The following is a 14145-nucleotide window of genomic DNA, read 5'->3' as shown; positions in this document are numbered from 1 at the left end:
CCTAGTCTGCAAACAGCAGAACGGGCGTTTCGACCAGTTTTTTGAGCGCTTGAACATAGCTGGCTGCATCCCAACCATCGACAACACGGTGATCGCAGCTGATGGACAGGTTCATCAGTTTGCGTGCCTCTATCGCATCACCTACGAAAACCGGGCGTTCGACGATCTTGTTCGGGCCGATAATCGCCACTTCGGGGCGGTTGATGACGGGCGTGGTCGCAATACCACCCAGCGGTCCAAGTGACGTAACCGTCAAAGTTGACCCGGATAGCTCTTCGCTCTTTGCAGAACCATTGCGAGCTTCGTTGGCTAGTCTATTGATTTCAATTGATATCTGCCAGACATTCTTGTCTTGGGCGTTACGAATAACCGGTACCATCAAGCCTGCGTCGGTTTGCGTCGCCATACCGAGATGCACCGAGCCATAGCGCGTAACGACGCCTGCTTCGTCATCATAACGGGCATTGATCATCGGAAAATCGGGCAATGTCTTGCAGATCGCGACGATCAAGAAGGGCAACATGGTCAGCTTGGGCCGGTTGCCGCGATTGGCATTCAGATCCGCACGCATCGCTTCCAATGCTGTGACGTCAAATTCCTCGACATAGCTGAAATGCGGGATGTTGCGCTTTGACGCTGCCATATTTTCGGCAATGCGGCGACGCATGCCGATGACTTTGACCACTTCATCGGCGCGCTTAGCCGATGCGCCTGGCGCTCGGTAGCCCTGCCCCGATCCATAGCTAAGAAAAGCATCCAGATCGGCGTGGCGCACATGCCCGCCCGACGTCTTGACGTCACTCAACTCAACACCAAGCTCTTTCGCACGTGCCCTAACCGCAGGAGAAGCCGTGATTTTCTCATGCTTCATGGCAATAGGTGCTGCGACTAGCTCAGGCTTGGGGGCTTCAGCTGGTGCTTTGACTGGTTCGGCTGGAGGCGGCGGCGAAACTGGCTCTGTCACCACTTTGGGCGCCTCAGCAACAGGTTTAGGTGCGGTTTCTTCATTGCCCGCACCTTCAGTTTCGATCTCTACGAGCATCGAGCCAATGGCGATTACGTCACCAGCCTCGCCTGCTACCGCAGTCACGATACCCGCTACCGGACTTTCCATTTCCACGGTCGCCTTGTCGGTCATCATGTCCGCCAGCGGCTGATCTTCCTCGATCCGATCGCCTACCGCCACATGCCAGGCAACGATTTCAGCCTCGGCAATGCCTTCTCCAATGTCCGGCAGCTTGAATGTGAACTTACCCATGACGTCAGTCCTTCATGATCTTTTCAATGGCACTGGCAATGCGAACGGGGCCGGGGAAATAGGCCCATTCGAGGCTGTGCGGATAGGGCGTATCAAAGCCGGTAACGCGCTCAACAGGCGCTTCGAGGTGATAGAAGCAGCGTTCCTGCACGAGTGCAGCCAATTCCGCACCAAAACCGCTGGTACGGGTGGCCTCGTGAACTACCAAGCAGCGTCCGGTCTTTTTTACTGATTGTTCAATTGCTTCCACATCCAATGGCAGAAGTGTTCTTAAGTCAAGGATGTCGGCATCAATGCCCATTTCGGCCACAACCATCTGCACCACATGCACCATCGTACCATAGGTCAGGATAGTCAGTGCTTCACCCTCGCGCGCAACCCCGGCTTTGCCCAGTTCGATGCGGTAATAGCCTTCGGGAACCGCGCTTGCGGCATGTTTTGACCAGGGCTCGACCGGGCGGTCGTAATAGCCGCTGAAAGGCCCGTTGTAGATGCGCTTGGGCTCGAAGAAGATGACCGGGTCATTATCCTCGATTGCCGCAATCAACAGGCCCTTGGCGTCATAGGGGTTGGACGGAACCACCGTTTTGATGCCACAGACATGGGTGAACAGGCTTTCGGGCGATTGGCTGTGCGTTTGCCCCCCAAAAATCCCGCCGCCAAAGGGCGATCGCACCGTCATCGGGCAGATGAAATCTCCGGCAGACCGATAACGCAGGCGCGCGGCTTCACTGACCAGCTGGTCGAGGCCGGGGTAGATATAGTCAGCAAACTGTATTTCGGGCACCGGACGCAGGCCATAGGCCGCCATGCCGACACCAGCGCCAATAATGCCGCATTCGCTGATCGGGGTATCGAACACGCGGGTCTTGCCATGCTTGGCCTGAAGCCCCGCTGTCGCGCGGAAAACGCCGCCAAAATAGCCGATATCCTCCCCCATCAGGACGACATCAGGATCGCGATCAAGCATGATGTCGAGCGCGCTATTGATCGCTTCGATCATGTTCATGGTTTTGGTGTCGCTCATCATTTCGGCTCCCATTCAGGGCCGAATTTGCGGTGCTGCTCGGCAATCATCTGTTCGCACTGCTCTTTCAAGTGCCAGGGCATTTCCTCAAACACATCCTCGAACATCGTCTCGAACGGCTGGTGCATACCATGCCCCAATATGCCGTTCGCCTCGGCCTCTTTCTGGGTCTTCTTTACTAGATCGGCGAGTTCATCATGCTGCGCCTGATGTTGCTCGTCGCTCCATTCGCCAAGCAGGATGAGGTGTTTTTTCAGCCGTTCGACAGGATCGCCCAGCGGCCATTTTTCAAACTCTTGTGCAGCACGATAGGCACCCGGATCGTCCGAGGTTGAATGGCCTTCGGCGCGATAGGTGAAATATTCGATGAAGGTCGGGCCGTTATTGGTCCGCGCCCGGTCCGCAGCCCAGCGCATCGCAGCATAGACGGCCAACGGATCATTGCCATCCACCCGCAGCGAGGCAATGCCATAGCCCAACCCGCGCGCCGCAAAGGTCGTGCGTTCGCCACCTGCGATGCCAGAGAAGGAAGAGATCGCCCATTGGTTGTTGACCACTTGCAGGATGACTGGCGCGTTATAGACCGCCGCAAAGGTCATGGCACTATGGAAATCGCCTTCCGCCGTCGACCCCTCACCGCACCAGACTGCGGAAATGCGAGTATCTCCGCGCGAAGCGCTTGCCATCGCCCAGCCCACGGCCTGCGGATATTGCGTCGCCAGATTGCCCGAAATGGTGAAAAAGCTGCACTCAGGCGCCGAATACATGATCGGCAGTTGGCGACCCTTCAGATGATCCTGACTGTTTGAATATATCTGGTTCATCATCCGCACGATCGGATAACCGCGCGTCAGCAAAATGCCCTGCTGACGATAACTAGGAAAGCACATGTCGTCGCTGGCCAACGCCATTGCAGTCGCGACCGAGGTTGCTTCCTCACCTGTCGATTTCATGTAAAAACTGGTCTTGCCCTGCCGCTGCGCGCGGAACATGCGGTCATCAAATGCGCGGGTGAGCATCATGTTTCGAAGCATCAGGCGCAACTGATCGGCATCGAGGTTTGGGTTCCAACTGCCTTTTGCCTGATGGTCATCGTCGAGAACACGCACCAGCCCGAATGCAAGCGACTGGATGTCCGCGGGCAGAGAGGCTTCATCGGGACGCGTTATTGAATCAACAGGCGGAACAGCGACATCACTGAAATCAGCTTCGTCACCGGGACGAAACTTCGGCTCGGGAATATGCAGCCGCAACGGCGCAAGATTGGACTTTTTGCCTGTCATCGCTTCCTCTCGTACCCTTCACAGGGCTCCACGCGAATCACATTTGTTTGTTGTCCGCTCTTGTTAGAATATTTCAAACTCCTTTTTAGGTCAATATCGCTGACCTATACCGCCACGGGCGCGGAAATATGGGCTTGCGGGTGATAATCGAACACCTCGAAATCTTCGATCTCATAGCCGAAGATGCTGTCGGGTTTTCGCAGCAGGTGTAATTTGGGATCGCCTGCAGGCTGGCGCGACAATTGCTCTTCGACCAGCTCGGCATGGTTCAGGTACAAATGCACATCCCCACCCTGCCAAATTAGTTCGCCCGGCTCATAGCCGCATTGCTGCGCCAGCATGCGGATCAGCATGGAGGCCGCAAAAACATTGAAACCAAAACCCAGCCCCAGATCGCACGACCGCTGGAAAAGCAATCCGCTCAACACGCCGTCGGCGACATGAAACTGATAGGTTTTGTGGCAGGGTGGTAGCGCCATCCGGTCAAGCTCGGCAACATTCCAGCCTTCGAAAATGTGCCGACGCGATCCCGGATTACTCTTCAGGCTCTGCACCAGCAATTCGATCTGGTTGATGCCCTTTTCAGCACGACGATAAAGCCCCTGCCCGGCATCCTCATATTTGGGCCAGTTGACCCATTGCGCGCCATAAACCGGACCAAGATCGCCCCATAAATCGGCAAAATTGATGTCATCGACGATCCGCTGCTCAAAATCCTCTTGGGAAATAGCATCTCCAGTTTCACGCCGATAACGTTCGAGCGGCCAATCGGTCCAGATACGCACCTTTTGCTTCAATAGATTGCGGATATTGGTATCGCCCGTGAGGAACCACAGCATCTCCCGCGCCGCAGTTTTCCAGAAGATGCGCTTTGTGGTCAGCAAGGGAATAGCATTATCAGTCAGCGAAAAGCGCATAGTCGCGCCGAATAGCGAGCGCGTGCCCACACCGGTGCGGTCTTCCTGCACCGCGCCTTCGGTCCAGATGCGGCGCATCAGGTCCAGATATTGGTCTTCATAGTGGCTCATTCAGAGCGCCTTCCCCGTCGAGTCTGTATGCGTCGAAGCTATTCGCAGAACGCGCAATCGGCAATGGCCAGATTATTGCATCTTTACGCTTGAAAGGCTGGAACCGCCCTTCTATAGGCACCGCCTGCCTTGCCGGTCCTAGACCGGCTTCAAGCATCGGTCGGGGAATAGCTCAGCCTGGTAGAGCACTGTCTTCGGGAGGCAGGGGCCGGAGGTTCGAATCCTCTTTCCCCGACCATTTGCTCCATTTTGGTACATTCGTTACCGCGATTAACCATTCCTTGAGATTGCCCCTCTATCGCGATGCTCATGCATGCGCGCATAGTCATTGTGGACGACAGATCAACGAATCTGCGCATTTACGCACAGTTCGTGTCGATGATGGGCGCGGGCTTCACATCTGTTTGTTTTCAAAGCGCAAAAGAAGCACTTGTCTGGTTGGAAAATGAAACGGCCGACCTGCTGATTGTCGATTATCGCATGCCGGAAATGACCGGTGCCGACTTTATCCGGCAGATCCGCAACCGCCCCGACAGCCATAACATTCCCGCTATCGTCATCACTGCTCGTCAGGATCGCGAATGCCGCATCGCTGCGCTGGACGCAGGCGCAACCGATTTCCTGCAAAGCCCGGTAACCCACTCCGAATTCAAGGAACGGGCCGAGTTGTTGATCGGTCAGCACCGTAAACGTCGCGAGATTGAAAGTCGCACTGCTTCAAACTCTGCAACCACCGATGAACGCAACGAACAAACCGGCGGCAAGTCGATGCTGGAACAGATCATCGACACCACGCCGGTGATGATCATCGCGACCGACCGTAACGGGAAGATACTGTTCATCAACAGCTATCAATCCGCAATGCTGGGCCAAGACACGGAGCAACTTGTAGGTCATTCGATAAATGACATATTCGAAGCCCATCTTGCCGAGCGCGAACAACGGCGCAACGCGCTCATCATCGACGGCGCCCAATCGATCCCGAATTATGAGGAAGTTTTCGTCAGCGACGGCGTACAACTGACTTTCCACTGCAACAAATCACCTCTGCTGAACAAAGATGGTCAGGTGATCGGCGTGCTAACCTCTGCAGTCGACATTACCGCGCGCAAATTTGCCGAGGAGCACCGCGCGCATCTGGCGCTGCATGATTTGCTGACCGGATTGCCTAACCGTGCGCTTTTGGCCGAACATATGCGCCAGACGATCGAAGAATGCAGCGCCACGGGAAATAAAGCTGCCCTCCTGCTGGTCGATCTCGATCGGTTCAAGGTGATCAACGATACCCGCGGACATCAGGCAGGCGACACATTGCTTAGGCAGGTTGCTGAACGCATAAACAGCGCACTTGATGCTAACGAACTCGCGGCGCGCATTGGCGGCGACGAATTTGCAATCATTCTGCGAAATGTCGAAAGCGTTGAGGATGTGAGCAGCAAATGCCACCATCTTCTATCGCAGATCGGCAAGCATTATGCCATTGGCGATTCTGACCAGCGGATCGGAGCCAGTATCGGCGTGGCGATGATCCCTGACGACAGCAATTCGCCCGATGAACTGCTGCGCCTAGCCGATCTTGCCATGTACGAAGCCAAATCAAGCGGGCGGAACTGCCACTGTTTCTTCTCGCCCGAGCTAAACCAGATCGCCCAATTCAATGCCGGCGTCGAAGCGGACCTTCGCCGGGCTATTGAGAATGACGAGCTCTTCCTGGAATATCAGCCCATCGTTGAGGCGCAGAGCAGTGCCTACGCAGGGCTGGAAGCACTATTGCGGTGGCAACACCCGACACGCGGGCGGTTGATGCCAAGCGAGTTCATGCGCGTTGCTAATGACTCGGGCCTGATCGATCGGATCGGTCAATGGGTGATCGATGCAGTCTGTCGCCAGATTTCCGAATTTGATAGCGAGGGTATTGCCCTTCCGCATATTGCAATCAACGTTTCTCCACGCCAATTTCAAGCGGGTAGACTGTGCGAGGAAATCCTTGGGAAAATCGCGCAGTATAATATTGAGCCCGGTCAGCTCGTTGTCGAAATTACGGAAGAGCTCCTCCTAGATCAGAGCAGCCAATTGATGGACCAACTGCGCAGTTTGCGCCAAAATGGCATCGAATTGTCTATCGATGATTTCGGCACGGGCTATTCTTCGCTACAATATCTGCGCGATTTGCCCGCCAATCGTTTGAAAATTGATCAGACTTTCGTTTCGCGGATCGAACATTCGGCGACCGACAGAGCAATCATTTCGACCATTGCCCACTTGGCGCATGCGCTGAATATGCGCGTCGTCGCCGAAGGCGTGGAAACGGAGGCGCAACGCATGTTGCTGCGGGCATCCGGATGTGACGAGCTGCAGGGCTATCTCTTCGGTCGTTCCCTTTCAGTCGAACAACTGAAAGCGATTTTCGGGCCATCGATTGCGGCGGCGCAACCGTGAGACGATTCCTTCCCCAAAAGGGCAGTCTGGCCCCCGAACAGGAAATCCTTCTAAACCGGATGGTTTTGGGTAGCACGGCAGGAACTGCCGTCTACTTTCTTGCATCCAATATCTTCATATTGGAAGCATTTCTCGTTTATCTCTCCTTGAACTCTGCGCTATTCATGATGCGTCGAGCCAATGTCTGGAAACAGGAACGGCGTTGGATCGCTGGACTCCTTCTAGATGTCGGGATGGCCTTCGCCGTCATGATGCATTCGGCGGAATCGATGTCCTTTTTCTACCCCCTTTTCCTGTGGGTGATATTGGGCAACGGTTTCCGTTTTGGCGTGCGATATCTCGTGATCGGTTCGGCGCTCGCCGTGGCCGCATTTAGTACCGTCGTGTTTACCACAAGCTATTGGGAACCGAACCGGACGCTCGGTATAAGTTTGATATTGGCGCTGATCGTCATTCCTGCTTATTGCTCTACCCTGATCAAGAAGCTGTCACTGGCGAAAGAAGCTGCCGAATCCGCCAATCGGGCCAAGGGCTACTTCCTTGCGAGCGTTAGTCACGAGTTGCGCACGCCGCTCAACGCGATCATCGGCTATGGCAATCACTTGCGCCAAATGGCGATGCCCAAAAACCAGCATGACATGGTCGAAGCCAGCGTGCTTGCAGGCGAACATTTGTTGCACCTCATCGATCAGTTGATTCAGATCGCCCGCAGCGACAGCAACGCCACTCAAGTCGTGATGCGCCCGTTGCGGATAACCGAATTGCTTACCGAGATGCGCGACATCATGCTCGTTAGGGCGGACGATAAGTCGATCGGTCTGCAGATCGCAGCCGAACCGATGAGCGACCGTATCGTCGACGGACCGGCTGATATTATCCGCAATATTCTTCTGAACCTAGCCGGCAACGCCATAAAGTTTACTGAAGCCGGGGCTGTTTCGGTCAATGCCGGGCTGCGCGAAACTGACGGTAAAACAACCTTGTGGTTCAGCGTCAGTGATACCGGAATCGGTATTGCAGAAGACGCAATGGGTAAGATTTTCGAGCCGTTTCAACAAGCTGACGATACGGTGATGAATCGCTTTGGGGGCACTGGCTTAGGCCTCGCAATATGCAAACAGCTTTTGACGCAAGTAGGCGGGCAAATCAGGGTCGATAGCGTCATCGGTAAGGGCAGCACATTCACGGTGGAACTGCCCGTGTCTTTGGCAGAAGCCGAAAATGGGCCTTATGACAATGAATATGGAGCCCCGGTAAAAATACTCGCACTTGGAATGTTTGAGCATGAGCTGCTCGCAAAAGCGCAAAATGCAGGCAATTATCTGGTAAAGAATATCAGCTGCCACGGCCCTGATGATCTCGAAAAGGCGGTAGCTTCGCTCGAACTGTCCAGCTTTGACATTGCCATGATCGACGATCGTGTAGCCAATAAACTGGACGCGGAATCGACAGTTTGGAATCTGTTCACAGAGGCAGAAGTCGCGGCGGTTCTGATCTCTCACGATGTCGAGCCTGACCTTGGAGAGATTGAATTGCGGGCTGCTTTTGCCACCGTAATACCTGCAGATGCCAGCTTTAACGAGCTTAGGAGCGCAATCAGGATTGGTTGCTCTTTTGCCCACAAACCGCATTTCGATGAACGATCATCTTCGAATCAACCAGCTGAGCCGGCAGTATATAATCCACGATCGGTGTTGGTCGCTGATGACAACCGGACTAACCGGAACATATTGACGGCCATTCTCGAAGCAGCGGGACATAAGGTAACGCAAGTTTGCGATGGCGATGAAGTTCTCGAAATCCTCGAGAAGGAGAAGTTCGATATCCTCCTGCTCGACGTTAACATGCCGCGCCTGAACGGCATCGACGCTTGCCGGATGTGGCGCCAGATCGAAGGCAATCGCGCGCATCTTCCGATCGTAGGCGTAACGGCAGACGCGACTACAGAAACAGAGACTCGTTGCCTTGGCGCCGGTATGGACCTGCGCTTAACCAAGCCGATCAATGCGGCGCTCTTGCTTGCTACGATTGAGAAATGCTGCGGAAATACGCAGTCTGCGCTTATAATTCCCGACAGCAAACAGGACCCCTTTAAAGTCGTTGTTCCGTTGGAACGGAGCACGGGTAACGTTTCTGACGACAGGGCAATCGATAGCGGTCACATGGATTATTTGGCATCAATCGGGGATGCAGGCTTTGTCGAAAGCATGATCGAGGGCTTTATCGAGGACTCGATGGAAAGCAGTGCTACGATGCTGCAGGCACTCGCCGAAAAAGACCCTGCGCTGTTCCGCTTTGCGGCACATGCATTCAAAAGCGCTTCGAACAATATCGGCGCAACACAACTCGCCGCTTTGTGCAGCAGGCTAGAGAAAATCACCGAAGCGGAGTTCGGAGAAATGGGTCGAACCTATTTTGCTCAGGTCGAAAAGGAACTGGACCGCGCTAAAAGCGAACTCGGATCTGCCAAAGCGCAACAGCCACCCAGAGCAAAATCGATCTAGATTGGCGATAAAGTCCGCCGGATACGCCGTTCTTGCGCATCCGCCAGACGCTCCATCTTGCGGACATCGGCGTCGGTCAATGTCATAGCTGTTTCGGCCCAAACCGTCGTTATTCGCATCAGTTCATCAAGCTCCACCGGATCCGCAGCCCGGCGCGCACGATATACCGCACGCTCAGCGGCGAAGCGGTTGCGATTGCGTTGGCAATATTCGACAATAGCGGACTCACCCTGCCCATCCTCGGCAAGTATGTCGACGATGCCAAGCTCGTACAACTCTTCAGCGGTGTAGATTTTGCCTTCCAGAATGAACTGCTCCGCCATTTTGCGGCCTACACGACGCAGAAGAAAACTATATGCGCCCATTCCCGGAAAGAGATTGAACACAATCTCTGGCAGACCAAGCCGAGCGCTGCGTTCGGCGACCAATATGTCAAAGGCAAGCGCATGTTCAAACCCGCCACCCAAGGCGTCGCCCTGCACTAGCGCCATCGTAATGATCGGAGCGCCGAATGCGTTGGCGTTGGCAAATTGCATGCGAACACAGGTTTCCGCATATTTACGCATTGCACCAAGATCGCGCGTTCGGATGCATTCGGCAAAATGCCGCAAGTCACCGCCTAAATTATATATTCCTGGAGTCTTTGACCCACAGATGAAATAGCGCAGATCGTCCGGTCCGCCATTTGCCGGTCGCGCATAATTATCGGCGATCCAGTCTTGCACCTCCTGCACTTCGGCACCCAAGCTATAGGTATAGCTCGGCCTTCCGCGCTGGTTCATGAAGCACCAGAACATTTGATCGGCCTTGTCGTGGCGAACGATGATTTCATCAAACTGTCGACCCACAATCGACGAACCGAACTGTTCTCCGGTGCCGAATTGCGGCCGAGAAAAATCAACAGCCGTGCGGGGTGAGCCCTCAGACATAGGGTTATAGGTAGCCATTTCGCTCCTTATGCGACCTTGTGCCTGGCCACCCCAACCGGCACTTTGTTCATAGCACAAAATGCATAGGGGCAAGGGTAAAAAGTGGTTAACCGTCCAAATAGGTCAACTATAGCCAAATTCTGCCTTAAAGAACGCGAGGTCAACCACCTCCCGAATGCTTTTTGTTGAAGCGGGATACACCTCGCGACATCGCCTATTTGCCGCCAGACTGCATGGCCAAACTACGCGAACAGTGCAGAAACCATCTCAGATCATGCGCTCGGCAACCAACGCGCCGTAGGGACCAATTTTCCAGTCACCAGCTGCGTGCAACTGCTCAATCGTCCGCCATTGCTCCGAGATATTGGGCTCCCAATGCACGCTTTGACCACCCATATTGAACAGACACAATATCGTCTGATGCTGGCTCTTTCGTTCGAAGGCCAAAATTGGGTCTTGCGCATCTACAACGCGGATGTCGCCGCTGCGCAGAGCTTCGTTCGCCTGCCGCAGGGCAATGAAGCGCCGGGTGGCTTGCAACATGGAGCGCCCTGACTCTTCCTGCTTGTCGACAGCCAGCGCAACATGATCACCTCCCAGCGGCAGCCAGGGCGTTTGCGAAGAAAACCCGCAATTCGGCGCCTCCGCCTGCCAGGGCATCGGTGTGCGGGTACCATCGCGTGATAGCGTGAGCGGCCAATTGGCAATGGCTTCGGGGTCTTGCAAGCGATCAAATGGAATTTCTACTTGAGTGAGACCGAGCTCCTCCCCTTGCCAGATGATCGCATTCCCGCGCAGGCAAAGGAACAAGAGCATCGCCATCCGTGCATAGGGACCGCGCGCATCATCTGGAGCCCAGCGGTTGATCCAGCGCGGCGCATCATGGTTTGAAAAGGCCCAGCTAGGCCAGCCAATCCCCTCCTCAGCGGGCCAGTTTTCCAGTGCCTCACGGACAAGTGCCGGGGTCAGTTTGTCCGCGTAGAGAAAGTCAAAACCATAAGCGCTGTTGAAATGACTTTCGCCGGCGGTGAAGGCCTTCATCTCGCGATCGGGGTCTGCTCCCCCTACTTCTGCCACCGTAAAGCGATCGGGATATTGATCGGTCAGGTTACGAATGCGTTCAACAAATTTCGGAATGTCGGGGTGCGACTGGTTGTGAACCTTTAGCTGAAAATCAAAAGGCCTTGTGCGAATGCCATTGCCAGCTGGTGCCGGCGGATTGTCGCGCAACTCCAGATCGTGCATCGCAAAATTGATAGCATCGACCCGGAAGCCGTCGACCCCGCGGTCGAGCCAGAATTTAGCCACACCCAGCAGAGCGTCCTGAACCTCCGGATTGTGCACATTCAACTGTGGCTGCTGCGCCAGGAAATTATGCATATAATATTGGCCGCGACGGGCATCCCAACTCCAGGCAGGACCGCCAAACACTGACTGCCAGTTATTCGGAGGTGATCCGTCGACTTTGGCATCAGCCCATACATACCAATCGCCCTTTGGATTATCGCGCGAACCACGGCTTTCGGCAAACCATTCGTGTTGGTCCGACGTATGCGAATAGACCTGATCGATCAAAATTTTCAGCCCAAGCGCGTGCGCCCGAGTGACCAATGCATCAAAATCGGCCAGGGTTCCAAATATGGGATCAACGTCGCAATAATCGGCAACATCATAGCCGAAGTCTTTCATCGGCGAGGTGAAAAAAGGTGACAGCCAAACGGCATCCACTCCCAGAGCGGCGATATAGTCGAGTTTTTCGGTGATCCCCGGCAAGTCTCCAACGCCATCGCCGTTTGTGTCTGCGAAGCTGCGCGGATAGACCTGATAAATGGTCGCCCCGCGCCACCATGTAGCGGCAACATCTTCTTTGATGATGCTTTGCACCGGTATGTTCATTCCTTGGCACCCGCTTCGCAGACAGCGAAATCCAAAGGCGCAAGCGTCAGTTTGATCCGCCCGGGCGTATCTGCGTTTTCCGGACATTGCCCGTAGAGCGCGCCAAATTGAGTGCTTTGTGTTGCTACCTCGACATTCACTGTTATGGCTTTGTCAGACGTATTGAACGCGACAACAATTTCGTGGCCATCGTCTGGATCGATCTTCGACACAGCAAACAACCCCGGCGTATCGGCATAGTTTCTGACGATCTGCTTGCCCCGCCGCAGTGCCGCATGGCGTTGACGCAAGCCGGAAAGTTGCGCCATCTTTTGATAGAGCGGATGCGCGGTATCGAAATTGCTTTGCGCGGTGGTCGCCTTTGTCCCGATCAGCACATTGTCATTATAGACCGCTGTCTTCGATGGAAACATGTCTTCGCGCGCATCCTGATCCCAGCCGTCACCTGCAAAACCCTGTTCATCGCCCGAATAAATGGTAGGCACCCCGCGCAATGTTAACAGCATTGCATGTGCCAATGTTACCCGCTTCAATTGCTCTTCGTCAGAAGCCTGCGGGAATGCTTTACGGACAAAATATCCAAAACGGCCATTGTCGTGATTGCTAACAAAGGTTGGCTGGATCCGGGCCTTGTCCGCACCACCTTCATAAAGCGGATCCTGAAAAAATAATTCCCATAACTTGTTCGTGGCCCCTGTTCCGGCGACCGTGTCCACTGCCGCCTGACGAAAGGCAAAGTCGATCACCGCAGGATATTTGTCGACGCGCGTATGCACCGCCAGTTTTCCGGGTTCGAGCCCAATTCCGCCGATTTCACCGAAGATATGGAAATTGGGAATATTGTTCGCCTTGGCTCGCGCCAGCATCGCGGGAACGAATGCCTGCCAGAATTCAGGATTCACATGGCGGGCCGTATCAACGCGAAAACCATCAACGCCATATTTATCGATCCAGCTGCCATAAATATCGATCATCCCCTGCACCACATGCGGATGTTCGGTCATGATGTCATCAAGACCCACAAAATCGCCCATAGTCGCGGATTCGTTCCAGAATGTCGTGTTGCCGCGATTGTGATAATATTTGGGATCGTTTAGCCACTCGGGCACTTTCACCTTGGCTTCGGCCTTGGGAACAACAACATCATAGGCAAAATCCATGTCGGTCAATCTTGCGAAGTTCTCGGTCGACTGATCGCTATCTCCTGTAAAACCGGCGTTTATCGCAGCGCCATCGCGGTTGCGTCGCTGATAGGGATAGTCTGCTCTGCTGCGATATTCACAACCTCCTGTCGGACATTCACGGTAGCTGATCACATCGGCCGTGTGATTAGCGATGATGTCCATATAGACCTTCATGCCCCGCGCGTGAGCAGCATCCACTAATGCCTTAAAATCTGCTTCGGTGCCGAAATGCGGGTCGACGGTGGTGAAATCCGTCACCCAATAACCGTGATAGCCAGCACTTACGTCACCGGCTTTGCCCTGAACCGCCTTGTTCTTGAACACGGGGGCGAGCCAGATCGCAGTCGCGCCCAATCCTTGGATATAGTCGATCCGTTTCAGCAACCCCTTCAGATCGCCACCGTGGTAGAAGCCCTTGTGGGTCGGATCATACCCGGTCTTCAGCCGATCACCCTTGATCCCACCGGTATCGTTTTTCGAATCACCGTTGGCGAAGCGGTCGGGGAGAACGAAATAGATTACTTCATCCTCCGGCAAGCGATCGCGGAAAGATTGGGCCGAAAGCGGTGATGCAGTCATAGCAGCCAACGCCGCAGA

The 14145-nt window shown here is 54.6% G+C and carries 9 protein-coding genes and 1 tRNA gene; 3 read left to right on the top strand and 7 right to left on the bottom strand.

Annotated features, from left to right (window positions below):
* Position 1: 1 nt before the first annotated feature.
* From ABL922_RS00265 to thyA, 4 genes are all read right to left on the bottom strand, one after another.
* Positions 2 to 1258, bottom strand: coding sequence for a dihydrolipoamide acetyltransferase family protein (locus ABL922_RS00265; protein ID WP_349022199.1), 1257 nt, complete (start codon positions 1256 to 1258; stop codon positions 2 to 4).
* A gap of 4 nt (positions 1259 to 1262) precedes the next feature.
* Positions 1263 to 2285, bottom strand: coding sequence for an alpha-ketoacid dehydrogenase subunit beta (locus tag ABL922_RS00260; protein ID WP_349022289.1), 1023 nt, complete (start codon positions 2283 to 2285; stop codon positions 1263 to 1265).
* Positions 2285 to 3568 (bottom strand): thiamine pyrophosphate-dependent enzyme, encoded by a 1284-nt coding sequence (locus ABL922_RS00255; protein ID WP_349022198.1) that lies wholly within the window; start codon positions 3566 to 3568, stop codon positions 2285 to 2287. The genes ABL922_RS00260 and ABL922_RS00255 overlap by 1 nt, the downstream gene beginning before the upstream one ends.
* Before the next feature lie 104 nt (positions 3569 to 3672).
* The gene (gene thyA / locus ABL922_RS00250) at positions 3673 to 4596 is read right to left on the bottom strand and encodes a thymidylate synthase (RefSeq protein ID WP_349022197.1); all 924 of its coding nucleotides are present in this window, start codon (positions 4594 to 4596) and stop codon (positions 3673 to 3675) included.
* Between the two features lie 161 nt (positions 4597 to 4757).
* Between thyA and ABL922_RS00245 the strand changes: the two genes are divergently transcribed.
* The 3 genes from ABL922_RS00245 to ABL922_RS00235 all read left to right on the top strand — a co-directional run bounded on the left by ABL922_RS00245 (position 4758) and on the right by ABL922_RS00235 (position 9539).
* Positions 4758 to 4834, top strand: a tRNA-Pro gene (locus tag ABL922_RS00245).
* A gap of 65 nt (positions 4835 to 4899) precedes the next feature.
* Positions 4900 to 7035 (top strand): EAL domain-containing protein, encoded by a 2136-nt coding sequence (locus ABL922_RS00240; RefSeq protein ID WP_349022196.1) that lies wholly within the window; start codon positions 4900 to 4902, stop codon positions 7033 to 7035.
* Positions 7032 to 9539, top strand: a complete 2508-nt coding sequence (locus ABL922_RS00235) for an ATP-binding protein (protein ID WP_349022195.1) — start codon at positions 7032 to 7034, stop codon at positions 9537 to 9539. Before ABL922_RS00240 ends, ABL922_RS00235 begins: the two co-directional genes overlap by 4 nt.
* On the opposite strand, the gene ABL922_RS00230 is transcribed toward ABL922_RS00235, so the two are convergent.
* The 3 genes from ABL922_RS00230 to ABL922_RS00220 all read right to left on the bottom strand — a co-directional run bounded on the left by ABL922_RS00230 (position 9536) and on the right by ABL922_RS00220 (position 14127).
* The gene (locus ABL922_RS00230; protein ID WP_349022194.1) at positions 9536 to 10486 is read right to left on the bottom strand and encodes a crotonase/enoyl-CoA hydratase family protein; all 951 of its coding nucleotides are present in this window, start codon (positions 10484 to 10486) and stop codon (positions 9536 to 9538) included. The two genes, ABL922_RS00235 and ABL922_RS00230, sit on opposite strands and share 4 nt — an antisense overlap.
* Before the next feature lie 249 nt (positions 10487 to 10735).
* Positions 10736 to 12364, bottom strand: a complete 1629-nt coding sequence (locus ABL922_RS00225; protein ID WP_349022193.1) for an alpha-glucosidase — start codon at positions 12362 to 12364, stop codon at positions 10736 to 10738.
* Positions 12361 to 14127 (bottom strand): alpha-amylase family glycosyl hydrolase, encoded by a 1767-nt coding sequence (locus ABL922_RS00220; RefSeq protein WP_349022192.1) that lies wholly within the window; start codon positions 14125 to 14127, stop codon positions 12361 to 12363. The genes ABL922_RS00225 and ABL922_RS00220 overlap by 4 nt, the downstream gene beginning before the upstream one ends.
* Between the last annotated feature and the right edge of the window lie 18 nt (positions 14128 to 14145).

The organism is Sphingorhabdus sp. (assembly GCF_040079335.1).
Lineage (GTDB): Bacteria > Pseudomonadota > Alphaproteobacteria > Sphingomonadales > Sphingomonadaceae > Sphingorhabdus_B.
The sequence above is the reverse complement of the archived record's forward strand: the minus strand, read 5'-3'. Positions and strand labels throughout refer to the sequence as shown.

Bases quoted from the DNA above. Each gene is read 5' to 3' on its own strand.
- ABL922_RS00265 (WP_349022199.1), bottom strand. From the start codon at position 1,258: ATGGGTAAGTTCACATTCAAGCTGCCGGACATTGGAGAAGGCATTGCC.
- ABL922_RS00230 (WP_349022194.1), bottom strand. From the start codon at position 10,486: ATGGCTACCTATAACCCTATGTCTGAGGGCTCACCCCGCACGGCTGTT.
- thyA (WP_349022197.1), bottom strand. From the start codon at position 4,596: ATGAGCCACTATGAAGACCAATATCTGGACCTGATGCGCCGCATCTGG.
- ABL922_RS00255 (WP_349022198.1), bottom strand. From the start codon at position 3,568: ATGACAGGCAAAAAGTCCAATCTTGCGCCGTTGCGGCTGCATATTCCC.
- ABL922_RS00260 (WP_349022289.1), bottom strand. From the start codon at position 2,285: ATGAGCGACACCAAAACCATGAACATGATCGAAGCGATCAATAGCGCG.
- ABL922_RS00220 (WP_349022192.1), bottom strand. From the start codon at position 14,127: ATGACTGCATCACCGCTTTCGGCCCAATCTTTCCGCGATCGCTTGCCG.
- ABL922_RS00225 (WP_349022193.1), bottom strand. From the start codon at position 12,364: ATGAACATACCGGTGCAAAGCATCATCAAAGAAGATGTTGCCGCTACA.
- ABL922_RS00240 (WP_349022196.1), top strand. From the start codon at position 4,900: ATGCTCATGCATGCGCGCATAGTCATTGTGGACGACAGATCAACGAAT.